The sequence below is a fragment of the Legionella tucsonensis genome, assembly GCF_001468035.1.
In the GTDB taxonomy this organism is placed as follows: domain Bacteria; phylum Pseudomonadota; class Gammaproteobacteria; order Legionellales; family Legionellaceae; genus Legionella; species Legionella tucsonensis.
The window spans coordinates 541,246-562,665 of record NZ_LNZA01000001.1; the positions used below are offsets into that span (position 1 = coordinate 541,246).

Genomic DNA, 21,420 nt, shown 5'->3' on the forward strand with positions numbered 1-21,420 from the left:
TATTCAAGTAAAAAAATAGGACTGTAATGAGTGCAGAAAAAAAATGGGAGCATTTCTCTCATGAATCAGATATAGGGGTAAGAGGGTATGGACTTAATTTAGCTGAGGCCTTTGCAATGGGGGCATTGGCTCTGACCAATGTGATTACCAATTCGCAATCAATCCAACCCTGTAAGACGCTTCATATAACGTGCGAGGCACCGAATCAGGAGATTTTATTTGTCGATTGGTTAAATGCCATTATTTATAACATGGCAATTTATAATATGCTTTTTAGCCAGTTCGAAGTTTCCATAAAGGAGAAGAGGTTAACTGCTCTAATTGCAGGAGAGCAAGTGGATATCAAACGGCATCAACCGGCAGTAGAGATCAAAGGTGCTACGTTTACCGAATTAAAAGTTTATCAAGGCAATGGCATTTGGATCGCACAATGCGTGGTTGATGTATAATAAACTCATAGGAGAGAAGGCAGAAAATCAATGGACTTGAACCGCTTAGAAAAAATGAGTGATTTTGAATGGCAAATCCCCAAGCATGGGAAGATGCGCGTACCTGGGGTACTCTTTGCTTCAGAGGAATTAATACTCAATATGGATATGAAAGTCTATGAGCAAATCACTAATGTGGCAACTTTACCTGGTATTGTTCAGGGCTCGTTTGCCATGCCTGATGCGCATTGGGGATATGGGTTCCCTATCGGAGGTGTTGCGGCGTTTGATCCTGACAATGAAGGAGTTGTCTCAGCAGGCGGTGTTGGTTTTGATATTTCATGTGGAGTAAGATTGTTATCAACAGGGCTTAAACGTGAAGAAATTGAACCTTATAAGGAACAACTTGCGGATGCTCTGTTTACTCATATTCCAGCAGGCGTAGGCAGCAAAAGTCGTATTAACCTTACCATGAAGCAAATGGATGATATGCTGCGTAGCGGCGCTGTCTGGGCTGTAAAACAAGGATATGGTGAGCGGGAAGATTTGGAGCGAATTGAAGATAATGGTCGTGTAGAAGGGGCATTACCCGAGCATGTTTCAGAACATGCAAAAAAACGACAAAAAAATGAAATGGGTACTTTAGGTTCAGGTAATCATTACTTGGAAATTCAAGAAGTACTCCAGATATATTGTGAAAAAACCGCTGCCACATTTGGTTTAGCACAGGGCGACGTGGTTGTGAGTATCCATTGCGGTTCGCGTGGTTTAGGCCATCAAATAGGAACTGATTTTTTGCGCTCCATGTTAATTTATGCTCAGCAGCATGGTATCCAACTTGTTGACCGTGAATTAGCTTGTGCGCCTATTTGTTCGCCAATGGGCGAAAGCTATTTAGGTGCCATGCGCTCAGGAATAAATTGCGCTCTGGCAAATCGTGAAATCATTACCCATTTTATGCGTGAAGTTTTTCAGAGTGAAATGCCAGGAACCCAAATAAAACTCATTTATGATGTATCCCATAATACCTGCAAAGAAGAAACGCATCAGGTAGATGGTAAGACAATGCGTTTATTTGTGCATCGTAAAGGTGCAACACGAGCTTTTGGCCCAGGTCACCCTCAATTAACAAAAGATTTTAGACAGGTAGGTCAACCTGTAATTATTGGCGGCAGTATGGGAACAGCTTCTTATATTCTGGTAGGTACCGCGAGTGCTGAAAATAAATCATTTGGCTCTGCCTGTCATGGTGCTGGACGTGCGATGAGCCGACATCAAGCAACCAAGAAATGGCGTGGTAGTGACATCATTAAGCAACTGGCGCAACAAGGGATTCTCATTCGCAGCAGTTCCTACCGTGGTGTGGCAGAAGAAGCTCCTGAGGCGTATAAGAATGTCGATTTCGTTGTGGATGCCGCGCAAGCATCCGGTTTAAGCCAAAAAGTAGCAAGGCTAGCACCCATTGTTTGTATTAAAGGATAAGGTCTGTTTGCAAATTTTTTGATTTTATTTCATCTGGCTCGTTGCTGGAGTTCATTTTAACCAAGTATTTAAAGGCTGATGTTTACTGCATTTTCGCTGTCTAATGTATTCTCATTGATAATCTTATATAGTGAGTCACGAACTTGTTTAGGCACGTTTTTACTAAAGATTAGGTGTATGTCATCTTTATTTCCTCTTGAAACAGCTAACTGAATCATTTGCGATCTGCTTCCTGTAATATTCTTTTGGTATAGATAAGAAGGACGTCCTTCTACTACTCCAACTCCTGTTCCTTGATTTATAAACATGAACCCTGCCTTATTAAGAAAAGCTTCAATTCTTTCAAATTTCATTATTAGTATCCAGTTAATAAATAAAATTGGCATTATGAATAAAATTTATATTAATTTCAATTTATTATTTGTCATTGCATGTAGGCTTGGGATCAGAGAGGCTAATCTATTTCATAGAACAAATGTTTTGATATACTTTTAGATGAAGCCAATATTAAATCTGTGTGAAATGTACATCAAATCCGGCCAATTAATTTTCTCGCCATCCGATCTTACCCAATTTATGGAGAGTCCTTTTGTATCTTGGATAGAACATCTTGCAGTGGTGCGCCCTGATTTATTGCCTGAACCCGATGAAAAAGATGAATTAATTGATGTATTGCAACATTTGGGAAACCAGCACGAATTGGAACTTTTGGCATTATTTGCAGAGCAAGGATTATCTGTTGCCAATTTGCATCGACAGCCCAATTCTTATGATGCAACCCTAACTGCTATGAATGATGGAGTAGATGTGATTTATCAGGCGCATTTGCAATTGCCTCCATTTCAGGGATACGCTGATTTTCTAATAAAGAAAACAGGTAAAAGTCGATTGGGTGATTATTGCTATGAAGTTTGGGATACCAAGCTTGCCCGATCTGTAAAACCGGGTTTTCTGCTGCAATTATGCTGCTATGCGGAAATGCTTGAAGCAATGCAGGGCAGTAGAACAGAATATATCACGATAGTTTTAGGCAATAAGGAGCATCGGCGCTTTCGTACTGCAGATTATTTTTATTTTTATCAAAATCTGAAACAACAGTTTTTAGTGGCACATCAAAATTTTGATCCTAATGCCTGTCCTGATCCCGCTGCATCTAAAAATTGGGGAAGATGGAGTACTTATGCTGAAGAGTTATTGGCTAAAGAAGATCATTTGAGCCAGGTTGCAACCATTACCTCCGGACAAATTAAAAAACTGCATCAAGCAGGAATTAAAACCATGACTGCATTGGCTCATGCAAACTGTTCCTGGGTTAAAGGGATTAAACCGGAACGTTTTGCACGTTTGCAAACACAAGCTAAAATCCAAAAGAAAAGTAGCGGTAAGGATGTTCCCTTATATCAAGTGCTCCCTCATGTCCCGGGACAAAAGCAAGGTTTGGCGCTGTTGCCTCCTCCATCATCGCTAGATATATTTTTTGATATTGAAGGTTTTCCTCTTGAGGAAGGGGGGCTGGAATATCTTTGGGGTATTGCTTATTTTGATGAAAAAGGCCAGCGCCAGTATAAAGATTTTTGGGCTCATAATTCGGCGCAGGAAAAAGAGAGCTTTCAAGCTTTTGTGAAGTGGGTTTATCAGCGTTGGCAAGAAGATCCGAAAATGCATATTTATCATTATGCCAATTATGAAATTTCTGCTTGCCGCAAATTAATGGGACGGTATGGTGTTTGTGAGGATGAAGTTGATCAGCTCTTACGTAATGAAGTTTTTGTTGATTTATATAAAATTGTTAAAACATCTCTAATTATTGGCGAGCCACGCTATTCCATCAAAAATATAGAGCATTTATATCGAGGGAAACGAGATACTGAAGTGGGGTCTGGAGGCGACTCAGTCGTTGTTTATGAACACTGGAGAGAAAATCCAGATGGAGCAAGTTGGCACACGTCCAAAATATTAAATGACATCCGCGCTTATAATATGGATGATTGTAATTCCACTCAGGAGCTGGTGGATTGGCTTAGAGTGCGGCAAAAGGAACAAGGTATATATTACTTAGGTAAAACAGAGCGTGTTGAACTTGAGATTAAGGAAGGATTAGGTGAGCGTATTCAGTTACGTGATCGATTATTGGCACAAGCAGAACGTTTAAAATCTGAGGGAAACACAGAGTTAGCCAAAATACATTTGATTTTTGCATGGTCTATAGAATTTCATCGACGTGAAGCGAAACCCGTGTTTTGGCGTATGTTTGAGCGCTTGGGGCTAACTGGAGAAGATCTACTCGATGATATTGATTGTTTGGCCTATTGCCGACGAACCGCTAAACCACCCTATAAACCCTCGCCAAAATCACGCAATATGGCCTATGAGTATTTTTTCGATCCGGAACAGGAGTTTAAAGGGGCTGCCAAGCAATATTTCATTTTAGATAATGAAACAGAAGACGGTAAGCCGGTTACAGCAAATTATTATGAAGAAGACAGCGATTTGGAGCATGGGATTATTGTTTTGCAAATGAAAAATGAATTGGCTGATCCAATTACTTTAATTCCTAATGAATATGTAGATCCTCATTCGATTCCTGATGCGATTGCAAAACAGGCTGCATTATTTGAGCAAGGCGTGCTTGAACATACTGCGATATTGGATTTTCTGAACAAATCATCTCCGCGAATTAAAGATCATCCCCAAGGATTAGCGATTGCACAAAGTCATCATCCTGAAGAACGATTAACCGAAATTATTCGCGCTGTTTTAAATTTAAATAATAGTTATCTTACTCTTCAAGGTCCTCCCGGTGCAGGTAAAACCTACACTGGAAAGCATTTAATTGCAGAGCTCATTCAGAGAGGAAAAAAAATAGGTATCTCGTCCAATAGTCATAAAGCAATCAATAACTTATTGCTGAGTACAGTTGCCTATTGCCATAAGGAAGGAATTAAGGGACATTTTGCATGCACTCGTAATACAGATGGAGAAATTGAAGCTTTAAATATTACAGTTTTGGAAAACAAAAAAATTGTTGATTTTATTCAACCGGGATGTGTTGTAGGAGCTACTGCTTGGGGATTTGCCAGAGAAGAACTCGCTGGTGCTTTTGATTATCTTTTTATTGATGAGGCAGGACAAGTCAGTGTTGCAAACTTAATTGCCATGAGTCGTTCAACCCGCAATATTATACTCATGGGTGATCAAATGCAGTTGGGTCAACCCTCCCAAGGAAGCCATCCAGAAGAAAGTGGTTTATCTATCTTAGAATACTTGTTACACACAACACCAACAATTCCAGATTCTATGGGGGTTTTTCTAGGTACTACCTATAGAATGCATCCTGCGGTAAATCAATTGATTAGTGATGCGATTTATGAGGGAAAGCTGGAAACTGCTCCTGAAAATGCACATCAAGTAATAAGCATTCCAAAGGGATATCAAGGTGTGCTGAATAAAGAAGCCGGAATTATATCTATACCCGTCATGCATGAGGGAAATACGCAATCCAGCGATGAGGAAGTAGAACAAATTGTATTATTAGCCAGGAAGCTTTTAGGTAGGACTTTTAAGGCAAAAAATGGTTCGCATAAAGCAATCAGTTGGGATGACATCCTTTTTGTTGCCCCATACAATCATCAGGTGAATAAATTGAAGATTGCACTTGGTGAACAGGCTAAAGTAGGAAGCGTTGATAAATTTCAAGGACAGGAAGCGCCCATTGTTTTTTTGAGCATGTGTGCGAGCAATGCAGATGAATCTCCTCGAGGGCTTAACTTTCTTTTTGATAAAAACAGAATAAACGTTGCGGTTTCACGAGCTCAGTGTCTGGCAATTGTTGTTTATTCCCCTTTCTTGCTTGAAACTATTCCTACGAATGTCGAGCAAATTGCGATGATGAATGTATTTTGCCAATTAGTAAAAAATACAATGTAGTCTGGATGAAAGCGGGAAGAATTTGTCCCAGATCCCGGGTTCCGCTACACTTCACCCAGGCTACATTAATAATTTGGTTATAATTTATTTTTGAGCCAATATGAGTGAACAATAAGAGAAAACTGGTTTTTCTTTAAAATTAGGCTGGATAATGGTAAAACCGATTTCTTTTAAGATACGGCGATAATCTGCCGCAGTTTTCATCACGTGTGGGGTAAAATCATCATGAAAAAGATAACGGTATTCCGCAGAAAGACATCGATCGTTATTCTCTTCTTTATAAAATTCACAAATGCCAACAAGTCCATTTTTGGGTAAAGCCTTATATGCCATTTTTAATAGTTTTCTATCAACCTGCTCATTCCAGTCAAATAGAACTCGTGTAAATAAAATTAAGTCAAACCCTGTGGGAAAGATATCTTCTTTAATAAAATCACCTTCAATGACAGTGACTCGATCTTCTATTTTCTTTTCAGCAATAGTTTTTCTTGCTATTTGAGCCGATTTAGGCAAGTTATAAACCGCGGCTTTTAGATGAGGATGCTCCGTAACAAAAGCACATGCCATAGTGCCATCTCCGCCACCTACATCTAAAAGGGCTTTGACTTTTTTAAAATCGATGTGTTCTAAGATACAACGAATGGGTTGCTCCGCTGTATTCATCATCCAATCTTCCAACCAAATGACCTCTGTATCTTTTTTGGGAGGCCAAGAAACGCTTGTTTTGACCTTCCCATAGCGTAATACGTCAGTTAGATTTTCTTCAGCAGCCACATTCCAGCTATTAAAAAAGAATTGCATATTCCACCATCTTTCACTGCGGATCAGTTGGTTAAATTCATCAGTTAATTTATAAGCTGTCTCTCCGTTTACCTTATCTTTTATTAAAAAATATTCACAACTGAGAAGATGCAGCCATTTTTGAGCTCTGATTGGCATTAATCCCAATTTTTCAATGATTTCTTGCTCTAAAACAAATTTCTTATTTTCAAATAAAGAAAATAGATTGAGATTAAACATTGCCTCTACTAACTTAAGTCGCGCACCCGCTGCAATTAAGGAAAAATAATTTTCATAAAAATTGATCGTATATTCTGTATTTTTTTGTCCTATTGGATCTTTTTGTGCTATTAAATAAGTATGAGCGTCATAGTGCTCTATTTCGCGGCGCTTTGTAAATAATGTTTTGAGCCATGATCTTATTTTTTTCATATAAAATAAATATAGTGGGGATATGTTAAATAAGCATATAAAAGAAATTGATATACAGCAATCAATAGACTTCTTCGGGAACTTCACTCCAGAGGAGAACTGCTTCGTCGATACGGTGTTCGAATCTTTGTGTATACCCAGTTCTGAGCTCCGTTACCCCTCGCATTTCTCGCTCTGTAGCGAGTTTTCGAAGAAGTCTAATAAAATGTGTTTGCCCTATCATGAAAAAATTTAGTGTCTTGTTATAAGTCCTTATTATTGTTATTTTTATTTTTCTTTGTGTACTGCTTCTGGTGGTATAGGAGTATTTTAAGTGGTGAAAAAAAACCAGGAAAATAATTTAAGAGAGATTCTTAATGAGCCTCTTGCAATCATTGGAATGAGTTGCCAGTTTCCTGGAATTGATTCAGATGTAGAGGATGCTGAGGCATTTTATGCGATGTTGCTTAAAGGACATTCGCCTATTAGGGAAGTGCCCAAAAATCGCTGGGATGTTGATGAATATTTCGATCCTGATCGCGAAAAAGCCGATAAAGTAATTGGTCGTAAGGGGGGATTTTTAAATAATCCTCAATTATTCGATGCCTCCTTTTTTAAAATCTCTGCAGTTGAAGCCAAACAAATGGATCCGCAACATCGTCTTTTTTTAGAGGTAGCAGTTCGTGCATTAAATCATGCCAATATCACATTGAACTCATTAAATGATTCAAATACTGGGGTATTCTATGGCACTTCAGCCCAAGATTACAGTCAACTCAATTATAAAGACCATATTGAATTTAATGCATATACCCAAATTGGCGCAGCCAGTAGCGCCGCAGCAGGAAGACTTTCACACTTCCTCAGTTTAAAAGGACCATGCATGGCTGTGGATACAGCCTGTTCTTCTTCATTGGCTGCGCTTTATCTTGCGGCAACTTCGTTAAGAACGAAGCAATGTTCTATGGCAATTGTCGGTGGAGTTCATCTTAATCTTTGTCCTGAAAACTTTATCGGTTTAACTAAAGCAAATATGTTATCTGCTCAGGATCAATGCAGCAGTTTTGATATGAATGCCGATGGTTTTGTTCGTAGTGAAGGTTGTGGTGTTGTTATTGTAAAACGCTTAAGCGATGCCATAAAAGATCGAGACATGATCCATGCGGTGCTCAAAAGTATTGTCATGAATCAGGATGGGGATGATGGAACTGTTTTGGTTGCTCCAAATATTAGAGCACAAATTGCAATGCATCAGGAAGTACTGGCAAAAGCTCATTTAACTCCTAGTGATATTGACTATATCGAAGCACATGGGACAGGTACGATTGTTGGTGATTCGGTTGAATTTAATGCAATTCAACACATACACAAAGGCCATCATACTCAAGAGAAACCACTAATTATCGGCGCAGTAAAAAGTAATATAGGACATAGTATCGCATCATCAGGAGTTGCATCACTAATTAAAGCAATTGGTGCCTTGAAACATGAAGCAATTCCCCCGAATTTGCATTATGTCAAGCCGAACAAATCCATAAATCCTGAAAGTATTCCCGCACTTTTTCCGGTGCAAGCGGTTACTTTTAAAAAGCACAAAGATAAAAAGAGATATGTGCAAATATCTAATTTTGGCTTTAGCGGTACCAATGTAAGTGCCATTATTGAAGAACCAGATAATAGTACCTTAATGCCAGTAACGTTAAATGATCATCAAGAAAAATGTTTTGTCGTTTCAGCCAATAGCGAGTATTCATTAAGGCAAATGTTGGCAAATTATGTATTATACCTTCGAGAAACTTCTGCGAGTTTGCATGATATCTGTTATACGCTTATCAATTGTCGTGATCATTACAAATATCGCTGTGCTATCTTGGCCCAAGATAAAGAAACATTGATCAAAAAAATTGAGTCTAAAGAATATGAGTTGCAAAAAATCGCGGTAAAAAAAGAGATAAAAAAAATAACTGCTGATGCACATCAGATTTATGAAGTGTATATGACAGGATTTAATATCAAAATAGACCCAAGCAGTATTTCATTTAATCAAGCAGATTTACCATTTTATTATTTTGATAGGAAGCCTTATTGGCATGAAGCCAGAAAGAAGAATTTTTTGGATACTTTATGCCAACAAACAAAAGAGCAACAAGTAGAAGCAATCAAAGAAAAGCTAGTCGTGCAAATAAAATCTCTTTTAAAAAATAAACAGATTACGGAGCATCAAGATCTTGGTTCCTTAGGGTTCAACCAAGAGTCATTAGCTGAGCTTGAGCAGGGAATTTATAAAGTGTTTTCCTATAAAATGACAATTCCCACTTTTCTAACTTTGGACAAGTTGGCCAGACATCTACAGCAAATCCAAATGCCAGAACCGGTTTATCGACAACCTACAGTCAATGTACTCAACAATGAACCCATTGCAATCATTGGAATGAGTTGTCGTTTTCCCAAAGCAGAGAATATCAATGAGTTTTTATCCTTATTGGAGTGCGGCGAAAGCGGTATGGCTGATATTCCTTTAGAGCGATGGGATAATGAGAAATTTTATGATCCTGATGTGAATGCTTTGGGACGACTCTATATCAAACAACTTGGATTAATTGAAAATATAAAAAATTTTGATGCAGATTTTTTTAATATTAGTCCCCGTGAGGCCAAGCTCATGTCGCCGCAATTACGGGTGTTTCTGGAGACAAGCTATCACGCCCTGGAAGATGCAAATCTGCCTCTGACTTCGATTAAAGACAGTAAAACCGGGGTTTTTGTAGGTTGCGGAACGAATGAGTATCCGCGATTATTAGCGGGTCTTGGCGTAAGTTTAGATGATCTCAATATTTATTTTGCAACGGGAAATGTGCTAAATGCGATACCTGGCCGAGTGGCTTATGCATTTGATTTCCATGGACCAATACAAGCAATTGATACAGCATGTTCTTCATCGATGACCGCTATTCATGATGCGTGTTTGAGTTTGCAAAATGGCGATTGTGATATGGCACTCGCTGGGGGAGTGAATATCTTGTTGGCCCCAGATTCTAATATCACACTTTCAAAAGCCAGAATGTTATCCCCCGAAAGTCGCTGTAAGACATTTAGTGAAGATGCTGACGGTTATGCACGAAGCGAGGGATGTGGTGTTGTTGTTTTAAAACGGTTAAGTACTGCTTTAAAAGACAATGATACGATTCTTGCGGTAATCAAAGGCACTTCAATTAATAGTGACGGTAAAAGCGGTGGTTTTACTGTTCCTAATGGTATTGCTCAAGAGGAAGTAATTCGCAGCGCACTTGCCAAAGCAAAATTATTGCCCGAGGATATTGATTACATCGAAGCACATGGCACAGGCACACCACTAGCTGACCCAATCGAAGTAAATACGCTGACTAAAATTTTTAGTGAATATCACAGTGCAGAGAAGCCCCTGTATATCAGCTCGGTAAAAACGAATATAGGCCATTCCGAAAGTGCTTCGGGGGTATCGGGTTTAATTAAAGCCGTTTTAAGCTTACAAACACATCAATTATTTAAGCATCTTAATTTCAAAAAATTAAATCCTGCGATCGAGTTAAAAAATACAGTTATTCCTTTGAGCACTATGGAGTGGTCTAAAGGCGAGGGGTTGCGATGTGCTGGCGTTAGTTCATTCGGGTTTAGTGGGGCCAATGCGCATGTCGTATTACAAGAAGCGCCACCTATAAGAAAAACAGAAACACGCACATTACCACAAGAATCCTTATTAGTACTTTCAGCAAAAAGTAAAACTGCTCTTGAATTACTTGTGACAAGTTATCAAAAGTATTTAGCGAACACGCTGGAGGAATTTGCAGATATCTGCTATACCGCCGCAACCTGCCGAAGTCATTTCTTATTTCGAGTAACGATTAAGGCGCATACAGCAAAAGAAGCCGCTGCAGTTATTGAAAAGAATAAATATACGATCTATCAGATTAAAAAAGAAAAAAATAATCCTATGTCTTTGCAACAACCTAGATCATTGGTGCAATTACAGGAGGAATATCAAGCGGGACTTATTATTAATTGGAACGATTTTTATCAGTCGCTCAATACTCAGTTTATAAAAGTTAAACTTCCTTTATATGAGTTTGCTCGTGAAGAACATTGGTTTGAGTCGAAAGATAAACTCAAAGATGTCCCTTTACCTAAAGATTGGTGTTTTCAATTGCAATGGCAGCAGCAACTTTGCACTCGAAATAATCGCAAAACGCAGGGTAATAATTGGCTACTCATAGGAGCCCAACATTTAGCTCCCCGGCTAAGTGCTCAGGGATTAGATATTGTTTTAGACAGTGAGAGCTATCCATTAGGACAACTGGATGGAATTATTTTTGCAATGGGACTCGAGTACCCTTTAGCAACAGATATTGAATCCAGCATCGATTTTCAAAAGAAAACACTCAAGAAATTATTAGCTCTGGTTAAAGAACTGGATAATAAAGCCATTAAATTGCAATTAATCGTGCTTACTGTAAATGCAATCGCTGAACTTGCTGCAGGTGAACTCAATCTGAGTAATAGCCCGCTTATTGGATTTTGCCGAACTTTGGTTTTAGAGCTGCCGCAATTAAATACCATTTTGATTGATACGGAAAAAACGGAAGATGAAGACTATGCTGGGCAAATCGTGGATGAAATCAGGCATAACTTTGATCAATGTTATGAACATATAGTTGCTTATCGTAAAGGGAAACGCTTCATTGCAAGGTTGAAGAAAGCCAAACTGTTGGATAGGAGGTGCTCTCTATATGGTGAAGGTCGGTATCTAATTACCGGTGGTTGCGGTGGTTTAGGTTTAGTCACTGCACAAGCTTTGCTTTCAGCAGGTGCCAGAGAAGTTATCCTCACTTCCAGAAATGTGGATAAACCCGCAGTAAAAGAAGCAATTAAAAAAATTCAATATAATTATACTGGCAGAACCGTTAGCCCTGTGAGCTTGGATGTTACTGACAAAGAAAAATTACGTCACTTGCTTCTTGAATTGAATGCTGATGGGTTGTTAAAAGGCATTATTCATGCAGCAGGTACAGCGATTAAAGCCCCATTATTGGAACATACAGACGAGGATGTAGATTATTTATTTTCTGCCAAAGTCCAAGGCAGTTGGTATTTGCATGAGTTAAGTAAAAATTTCGATCTGGATTTCTTTGTTGTCTATTCTTCGATTTCTTCCGTTTTTGGAAGTAATAAAGAGTCAGTTTACAGTGGTACAAACAGTTTCTTAGATGCTTTAATTGCTGAGCGTCAACGTTTGGGCTTAGTTGGAACCGCGATTGAGTGGGGGCCTTGGGGTGAGGTTGGGATGGCTAAAAAAAGATCTCAAGACCAAGGTTTGAAACAATCTTTAGTCAGTAATGAACAAGGCCATACATTTATTAAAATTCTTATCAATGATCAATTAAGCCATGCAGCCATTATTTCACCGGAATACCTCAAATTCATGCTCGATTTTGTTCCTAAACCTGTACCTGCTTTTCATAAATATTTAGCAGATGATCTGGCAATAACAGAACAAGTTGCTGATAAGCATTTGTCATCATGGCTTAATGATTACCTGGATACTGACGAAGGGAATCGATTCCAAGCTTGCAAAGATATGGTGTGCGCTATTTGTAAAGAGATCCTTGAACTAACCGATGCAGAGGATCTGGATGAAGATGAAGGATTTTTTGAACTTGGTTTTGATTCATTGATGATCACTGAAATGGCAACCAAACTTAAAGAAAAGCTGGCACCAATGATTAAAGTGACCGCCACCATAGGTTTTGATTACCCATCAATTAACAAACTGGCCCGGTATATAGAGTCTGAATTGGATAAACATTTAGTTATCAAGCAATCGCCAAAACCAGTTGCAGAAAAGACTGATGATTCAATTGCTATTATTGGTATGAGTTGTACTTTTCCTAATGCTCCCAATGTTGCTGCTTTTGAAATACTGCTTGAAGAAGGCAAAAGTGGCATAAAGGATATTCCAAGCGACCGATGGGATAATCGAAAATATTATGATCCTGATATGGACGCTCCAGGAAAATCTTATATAAATAAGCTTGGATTAATCGAAAATATTAAATGTTTCGATGCGAACTTCTTTGGTATTAGTCCTCGTGAAGCAAAATTGATGGAACCTCAGCAACGAATATTTTTAGAGTGCTCCTATAAGGCATTAGAGAATGCAAATTATTTGCCTGAGTCATTACGAGGTAGTTTGACGGGAGTTTTTGCGGGTGTAGGTCCCAATGAATACTATGCGCAACTGGAGAAGTCCGGTTTTTCTAACGAAGAGCTCAGCATCTATTCGATTACTGGAAATGTGTCCAATCTTATTCCTGGTCGTGTAGCATATACTTTTGACTTTAAAGGCCCCTCAATTAGTGTAGATACTGCCTGTTCTTCTTCTCTGGTTGCCATTCATTATGCTTGTCAAAGTTTAAAAAATCGAGAAATTGATTATGCCTTGGCTGGCGGTGTCAATGTACTGTTATTGCCTGAAGCAAATATTACTTTATGCAAAGCCAAAGCTTTAGCGCCAGATGGTTACTGCAAAACATTCGATGAGCGAGCAGATGGATATGCGCGAGCAGAAGGCTGCGGCGTACTCTTTCTTAAAAGATTATCCGATGCACTACGCGATAAAGACACTATTTTAGCAGTCATTAAAGCTTCCGCGGTAAATAGTGATGGGAAATCAGCGGGTTTGACCGTCCCCAATGGTAAAAGCCAGGAAGAGGTGATGCAGAAGGCTTTAAGCCAAACCGATTTATCCAGTAATGACATTAGTTATATTGAAGCACATGGAACAGGTACACCTTTGGGTGACCCGATAGAAGTTTATGCAATCAATCAAATCTATGGAAGGGGGCGTACACAGGATAATCCTTTATATGTTGGTGCAGTCAAAACCAACATCGGCCATCTTGAAAGTGCTGCTGGAGTAGCAAGTGTCATTAAAACGGTTATCAGTTTGCAAAAGAAAAAAATTTATAAGCTGCTTCATTTCAAGAAATTAAATCCCCATATTCATCTGGGAGATACTCGCCTGGCTGAGCAAAAAATTGATTGGAACACCAACTCCAAATTAAGATGTGCCGGTATTAATGCCTTTGGCTTTAGTGGCACTAATGCTCATCTTCTTTTACAAGAGTTTCCCAAACTTGAAGAGCACAAGCCAACTAAACCCTCTAAAATTCAACTGTTGATTCTCTCTGCGAATTCGCAAACAGCCCTAGAACATTTAGCTCAAAGTTATCAACAATATTTGGCAACAGCGTCTGATGATTTTGGAGATATTTGTTTTACTGCAGCCACCTGTCGCGAGCACTATGCTTATAGATTGGCTTTAATTGCTCACGATGCTCAAGAGGCATCCCAACTATTAGGAACAGGGCAGTTTGCATTATCTCATGGAAAAATGAATACACTTGAGATACAAAATGATCCCGCGCTTAAGTCAGTATTGGCAGTCTATATGCAAGGAAAACAGGTTGATTGGAGCTTATACTATAAAAACAGTGGTCTTGAATTTAACAAAGTCAATATACCTCATTATGTATTTGATCCCATTGAATTTTGGATTGATAAAAAAACTTCTACTCGGACACCTGAAGATGTTGTGCATCCTCTTTTAGGACAAATGTTTTCACTGCCTGGCAATGAATTTTTATTTAGTAATAAGCTGGATTTAGAAAATTTAACTTATATCAATCAGAACTTTGTTTTTAATAAGGTTATTTTTCCTGCAACAGCATTTATTGAGTCAGGTTTGGCGGTCGCCAAACTTGTATTGAAGCGCAATACTTTTTCTATTGAAAAATTTCATATTGAACGGCCGTTTTATCCGAAACAAGGTCAAGAGCTTCAGGTTCAAGTCAAACCGAAAAATGAAGAGCAATACAAAATCAATATTTTTGCAAAACAAGATGATAATTGGCAATTGTATTCTGAAATGGAAATTAATTCACAATCACCTTCAATAGCTGAATCTATTGATATTGATCATTTAAAATCGACCTCTATACGTCGATTTGATTTATCACAAATTTATGAACATTTTAAAAGACAGGCTCTATTTTATGGCGCGGAATTCCAAGTGTTGCAAGAGAGTTATATTCATGCCGACAGCGTTCTATCGAAGGTAATGACTAAAAGCAGTCAGAGCATTAGCTATTATTATCCTCCTATTTTGCTTGATGGTGTGATGCAAAGTATTTTGTTATTTAGAATCAATCAGGTTGAACATTCTACTTATGTACCTTATACATTTGCACGGATGGCTACAATTCAGGAAGCCCCACGAAGTGTATGGGTTCATTTAACTCAAAGAATTTCAGAGCATGAGAGTGAACTGTGTTTTGATGTTAAATTTTATGATAATTCAGGGTTGTTGATTGGTACAATTGAGAAGTTGAAGCTAAGAAGAGTGACTCAAAGTCATTTCATACCTTATGAATCTTATCTCCAACATCTGTATCAAATTCGCTGGATCCCATTCAAGTTGAACTTATTCACTCAAAAGCAGTTGCCTGAGTTGTTTGTGATATCAAATGAACCGGATAAGGCAAAAACAGTATTGGGTGATGTGGATTATCGACTGATACGCGATCTGGATGAGTTGGAACATATTGAAAATAAAAATATAATTTTTTTATACAGCCAGGGTCAACTTAACGAGTTATTCCATTGTTGTCAAAAAATGTTTAAGTCTCGACCTAATTGCTTCATATTGGTCACAGAAAATGCATATGCGATTCAGAATTCAGATAAGGTAAATCCTTACCACACTATGGCATGTGCTTTTTGGAAAACCTTTAGCAATGAGCTTGAACTTGCCAATAACTATACAATCGATTTGAGTACACACAGTGCCTTATCAGAGATTTTAAAGTACTTGTTTGCTGCCAACTGTGTTGAGAATCAATTTGCCATCAGAGATGTGATTTATATTCCCAGATTAAAGAAAACACAGCTCTCTGCAACTCTTGCACAACAAGAGATGTTATTTAAAAGTGATGCAACTTATCTGATCACTGGTGGTACAGGCGGTTTGGCAAAAACATTAATTGAGTACCTTATTCACCGAGGAGTACACCATATTGTGATTACGAGTAGGTCTGAATGCTCTGAGGATACTAAAGCTCTGATTGATCTCGCTCGGAAAAAACACGTATTCATTAAACATTATCAGGCCGATGCCAGTAATTATCAGCAAATGGAACATATTATTACAGAAATTGAACAGAGTTCCGAGGCGCTCCAAGGTGTATTTCATCTCGCCGGCATTGTGCAAGATGGTTTATTGATCAATTTAAACGACGAAGAGATGCAAAGTGTATTAAGTGCAAAAATGGAAAGTGCATTGATTCTGCATCAGTTAACCAAAAATATTCCACTGGATCTGTTTGTTTTATTTTCATCTTCAGCTTCTGTATTAGGTGCTAGAGGACAAGCAAACTATGTTGCAGCCAATGGATTTTTGGATGGATTAGCCTATCTGCGTCAACACGAAGGACTACCCGCATTGTCAATCAATTGGGGACCTTTTCATTCAATGGGAATGACTGCAAATCTGAGCCAGGTAATTCAACAACGCGGCTTTACTTTGTTAGATAAGGACAGCATTGATGTTCTTGATGTTTTGTTAAGAGTTCAGTTGGCGCAAATTGCTGTATGCTCTATTAACTGGGATATTTATTTCAAGTATTCACCGAAACAGGCATGGTTAGTGGAACTTATGAAACATACACTTCCAGCCGATCAGCACTTTTTAAATTCTCTTCGCCAACATACCAAGGAAGAGTGTATCACCATACTGAGTCAGGTTTTACGTGAAATTGCCGTAGATGTTTTAGGGTTAGATGATGTAGAGCAGATTATGTTGGATGATGGTTTATTCTCTTTGGGCCTGGATTCACTGATGGCTATAGAAATTCGTAATCGCATTCATGATAAATTGCAAAGCCCCACCCTGAACTTATCAATAGAATATTTTATTAATGAGCCAAGTATTAGCAAGATTGCTAAAAACATCACGAATGAATTACACAATTTATTTGATTTTGATCATAAAACTGCAAATCAGGCAGCGATAAACATAGTTGGAGAAGAAGTTCCTTTATGTGATTTTCAATATGTTTTTTGGGTGCTCAACAGACAGGAATATCCGTATAATATTGGAACGCAGTTACAGATTCAAGGCAAGTTGAATAAGGATTATGTAGCTCAGGCATTTGATGCAGTAGTAAAACAAAATAGTGCTTTTTGGTTGAGCTTCGAGAAGGAAGTACCAATTCAAGTGTTGAAGAAAAAAGGTCAATTTGAATTAATCTATAAAGACTTCTCCTTAAATAACGAAGAGAAGATGCTCAATCAAGAGTTTCAAAATAATATGATGAGTGAGATTTCATTAACACAACAGCCGCTCATCAGAGTATCTCTTTATAAGATAAATAGTGATCTGCACGAATTGCATATGGTTATTCCTCATATCATCGTTGATGGCCCTTCATGTGATCTTATATTAAGCCAATTTAAAAAATTCTACGAAACGCTGGTTCAAGGTAATCAATTGATTCTTGAACCAGAAAAAGATTCATTTCTTAACTTTGTCAAAAAAAATAATCATCTTTATTCAGCGAATTTAAAACATAAAATTAAATTTTGGCAGAATTATAATAAAGGTTTTAAAATGCTGTATCTCGGACGTAAATACTTTATGTCCATAGAGCGACAAAAAAAATATTTATTTCATTATCCTATTGATTCGCAGCGAGCAGAACAATTCATTGAATGGCATAGAGCTAAAAATATCAATGTAAGTACTGGATTAATTGCTGCATGCCATCTTGTTTTTTACAAACTCAGTCGACAAAAGAAAATACCATTTATTCAGATTCATAGTGGCAGAGAAGGCAGCCAATATAATTCTATTGTCGGTTTGTTTTCAGAATACAAACGACTCAATATTACTTTAGATAATCAATATACTTTCATTGATTTTATTAAGGCCATTGATGAGCAGCAATTAAAAACAGCTTCTTTTCAAAAATGTTCTCATGTGATTAAAAACAGTGAGTTTAAAGATTCGGGATTCACAGTGAGCCATTATTTGTTTTATAGGTGGAATAAGCTTTGGTTAACAAAGCAATTTAGAAAGAGCAAGCTTAATTCAGTGATTATTGATTTTTATCTCAAGTACTTAAGTTGGGCAGAAGCACTAGGTTTCAATACGTCACTCAAAAGAACATTTAATAAATTATTTAAATTAAATATACCTCTGCAAAAGCCAGAGCGATTAAGAGTTCTTGTGAATATTACCCCTTCTTTTTTCAGTAAAGCAGTACGGGATATGAGTGTTACACATCTTAAATTTCAATATGCCAATCATTTTGGAAGCGAGGATCGTCCGGTAAACAGTCGCTCTTTATGGGTTTTGTTTTCAAAAAATCAGGAAGGTGAGTATTTAATTTCAATTAATGGACCAGTAACAACCCAGTGCAAGGATTTAATTGCTCATGAATTTAATCAGATGCTTGCTAAGGTACTAGAAAGTGATGAGTATACAGTTGATGAATTAATTCAATAACATGCCAATCCTATAGACAATTAAGAGTGGACTTTCTTCGAAAAAAAAGTATAATTTTTATATAATATGTTTATTAATTGCGTTGATCTGGATTGAAAAGAATCCATTACCCTTCAATTTCAATCTAAGACAGGTCGTGTAACGTTACGAAACTATAGGGATTAGTAAATTATGAAACATGGGCATTGTGATCACGAACAGAATAAAAAAAAGCCATCAGAACCAATGAATGGGGATAATACCTGTCATCAACATCATCAGATGCATAGACAGCTTCCTAGTCATTCGGATGATCATCGAACTGCGACTGGAATCTATACATGTCCTATGCATCCAGAGATTCGTCAGTCGGGTTCAGGAAATTGCCCTATTTGTGGTATGGCTTTAGAACCGGAAACCGTTTCCGCAGAAAAAGAAAATCCTGAATACAAAAGCATGAAATACCGGTTTTGGTTGGCATTGATTTTGAGTATACCGGTAGTTGTATTGGAAATGGGTGGTCATCTGTTCCATTTTATTTCGGCCAATACCTCTGCTTGGATACAGTTTGTATTAGCAACTCCTGTAGTTTTATGGTGTGGTTTGCCTTTTTTCCAGCGCGGCTTCCTTTCACTGAAAACCCGCCAACTGAATATGTTTACACTGATTGCTATGGGGATAGGGGTCGCCTGGGTTTATAGTACCATCGCTCTATTGTTTCCTGGACTCTTTCCTGCTGCTTTCCGTAATCAAGGAGTAATCAATGTTTATTTTGAAGCAGCTGCAGTCATCACTACTCTGGTTTTGCTCGGACAAGTTCTGGAATTAAAAGCACGAGAGCAAACGGGCGGGGCTATTCGTGCTTTATTGAATTTAGCTCCTGAAAGCGCCCGTCGAATTGATCAGGATGGCAATGAAGAAGACGTAACACTGGATGAAGTCCAGGTAGGGGATATGCTTCGTGTACGTCCGGGCGAAAAAATTCCTGTGGATGGTGAGGTACTCGAAGGAGGCAGTAATGTGGATGAGTCCATGGTTACTGGGGAATCAATGCCAATAAATAAAGTGGCTGGCTCAAAAGTGATTGGAGCTACAATAAACCAGAATGGCAGTTTTATAATGAAAGCTGAGCATGTGGGTAGTGACACCATGCTATCACATATTGTACAAATGGTGAGTGAAGCACAACGAAGTCGCGCCCCCATTCAACGATTAGCCGATACGGTTTCAGGATGGTTTGTACCCGCGGTGATCTTGATTGCAGTAGCGACGTTTATTGCCTGGTTTTTCTTAGGTCCACAACCTTCATTCAGTTATGGTTTGCTTGCGGCGGTATCCGTGCTGATTATTGCTTGTCCTTGTGCATTAGGTTTGGCAACACCTATGTCCATTATGGTTGGTGTTGGTAAAGGTGCTCAGAATGGAGTGCTAGTTAAAAATGCCGAAGCACTGGAACTCATGGAGAAAGTTAAAATACTCGTTGTAGATAAAACAGGTACTCTAACGCTCGGTCATCCAAAACTAACTCAAATTATTTCTGAAAAAGAATATGAAGCTGATGAACTGCTTGCTTTAGCCGCTGCATTGGAACAGCAGAGCGAGCATCCGCTTGCCAATGCAATCATGACCGCAGCAAAAGAGAAACAGCTGTCATTTGCTACAGCAACGGATTTTAAAGCAATTGCAGGGAAAGGTATTATAGGTAAGGTTAGTGGTTCAAAAGTTGCACTTGGGAATCGGCAATTAATGAAAGAATATGGGGCAAATAATACATCACTCGACGAGAGTGCTGATGAATTACGAGCTCAGGGAGCAACTGTAATGTTTGTGGCTGTCGACGATGAAATCATTGGCATCCTGGCAGTTGAAGATCCAATTAAATCGAGTACGCCTGATGCCATTCTCGAATTGCAAAAAAATGAGATTGAAGTATATATGCTCACTGGGGACAGTCAAAGAACTGCAGAGTCAGTGGCAAGTCGTTTAGGTATAAAAAATGTGATTGCTGAAATTATGCCTGAGGATAAGCGTCGTATAGTGAGTGAGTTGAAAGATAAGGGTTTTATTGTGGCAATGGCAGGGGATGGGGTGAATGATGCCCCTGCTTTGGCAATCGCCGATATCGGTATTGCAATGGGTACAGGAACTGACGTTGCAATTGAGAGTGCGGGTATTACTTTACTGCATGGTGATTTGCGCGGCATCGTCAAAGCACATCATCTATCCCGCGCAACAATGAGCAACATACGTCAGAATTTATTTTTTGCCTTTATTTATAACGGGTTAGGGGTACCCTTAGCTGCCGGAGTGTTGTATCCAGTGATAGGATTATTGCTGAGTCCCATTATCGCCGCAACCGCGATGGCATTAAGTTCTGTTTCGGTAATTATTAATGCACTTAGATTAAGGCGAATTAAGCTATAAGACTGCTTAATAGGTGCTATAAACTATAGTCTCGTTTTTGTTTGGTTGATACAAAGATTTTTGTGTCTAAATATTCATGAGCGCTTGTCTACTTGGCCAAAAACTTCATTATGATGGAGGGGAGTGTTTGCGAAACCCATCCTCTTTAATGGAGTATGATATTCAAATATTTGATGAAAAAATCATATTGCTGTGGTATTGCGTACTGCACTAAGGTAAACCCTTAATAAACTGCAATTTACAAGTCCATAATTTGTGCTTATATTTAACCAACATCTTCAGCACCTTTATTGCAGGTTGAAACAGATTAAATTCTTACAAGGAGAAAAAGATAATGGAATACAAGTGTCATAAATGTGGAATGGGAGTGAAAAACTTAACATGTAGCAAATG

Annotated in this window: 7 protein-coding genes; 5 read left to right on the plus strand and 2 right to left on the minus strand. The window is 38.4% G+C overall.

Annotated features, from left to right (window positions below):
• Window positions 1-26 precede the first annotated feature (26 nt).
• Both Ltuc_RS02370 and Ltuc_RS02375 read left to right on the plus strand, forming a co-directional pair.
• Window positions 27-449, plus strand: coding sequence for an archease (locus tag Ltuc_RS02370; RefSeq protein ID WP_058519756.1), 423 nt, complete (start codon window positions 27-29; stop codon window positions 447-449).
• A 30-nt stretch (window positions 450-479) separates the two neighbouring features.
• Complete coding sequence (locus Ltuc_RS02375) at window positions 480-1,910, plus strand: RtcB family protein (RefSeq protein WP_058519757.1); 1,431 nt, start codon at window positions 480-482, stop codon at window positions 1,908-1,910.
• A gap of 68 nt (window positions 1,911-1,978) precedes the next feature.
• On the opposite strand, the gene Ltuc_RS02380 is transcribed toward Ltuc_RS02375, so the two are convergent.
• Window positions 1,979-2,263 carry a hypothetical protein gene (locus tag Ltuc_RS02380; RefSeq protein ID WP_058519758.1) on the minus strand — a complete coding sequence of 95 codons (285 nt, stop codon included), beginning with the start codon at window positions 2,261-2,263 and terminating at the stop codon, window positions 1,979-1,981.
• 169 nt (window positions 2,264-2,432) lie between these two features.
• Between Ltuc_RS02380 and Ltuc_RS02385 the strand changes: the two genes are divergently transcribed.
• On the plus strand, window positions 2,433-5,837 hold the full coding sequence (locus Ltuc_RS02385; protein WP_058521571.1) for a TM0106 family RecB-like putative nuclease: 3,405 nt from the start codon (window positions 2,433-2,435) through the stop codon (window positions 5,835-5,837).
• 84 nt (window positions 5,838-5,921) lie between these two features.
• Here Ltuc_RS02385 and Ltuc_RS02390 read toward each other — a convergent pair whose 3' ends face one another.
• Window positions 5,922-7,049: a methyltransferase gene (locus Ltuc_RS02390; protein WP_083498028.1), complete on the minus strand. Its 1,128-nt coding sequence runs from the start codon at window positions 7,047-7,049 to the stop codon at window positions 5,922-5,924.
• Window positions 7,050-7,362: 313 nt separating this feature from the next.
• Here Ltuc_RS02390 and Ltuc_RS02395 point away from each other — a divergent pair, with 313 nt between their 5' ends.
• Window positions 7,363-18,624 (plus strand): SDR family NAD(P)-dependent oxidoreductase, encoded by an 11,262-nt coding sequence (locus tag Ltuc_RS02395; RefSeq protein ID WP_058519759.1) that lies wholly within the window; start codon window positions 7,363-7,365, stop codon window positions 18,622-18,624.
• A gap of 171 nt (window positions 18,625-18,795) precedes the next feature.
• Complete coding sequence (locus tag Ltuc_RS02400; protein ID WP_058519760.1) at window positions 18,796-21,027, plus strand: copper-transporting P-type ATPase; 2,232 nt, start codon at window positions 18,796-18,798, stop codon at window positions 21,025-21,027.
• The last annotated feature ends 393 nt before the right edge of the window (window positions 21,028-21,420 follow it).

What these genes read in the sequence shown, in the direction of transcription:
- Ltuc_RS02370 (WP_058519756.1), top strand. Translation starts at nt 27, where the DNA reads ATGAGTGCAGAAAAAAAATGGGAGCATTTCTCTCATGAATCAGATATA.
- Ltuc_RS02375 (WP_058519757.1), top strand. Translation starts at nt 480, where the DNA reads ATGGACTTGAACCGCTTAGAAAAAATGAGTGATTTTGAATGGCAAATC.
- Ltuc_RS02380 (WP_058519758.1), bottom strand. Translation starts at nt 2,263, where the DNA reads ATGAAATTTGAAAGAATTGAAGCTTTTCTTAATAAGGCAGGGTTCATG.
- Ltuc_RS02385 (WP_058521571.1), top strand. Translation starts at nt 2,433, where the DNA reads ATGTACATCAAATCCGGCCAATTAATTTTCTCGCCATCCGATCTTACC.
- Ltuc_RS02390 (WP_083498028.1), bottom strand. Translation starts at nt 7,049, where the DNA reads ATGAAAAAAATAAGATCATGGCTCAAAACATTATTTACAAAGCGCCGC.
- Ltuc_RS02400 (WP_058519760.1), top strand. Translation starts at nt 18,796, where the DNA reads ATGAAACATGGGCATTGTGATCACGAACAGAATAAAAAAAAGCCATCA.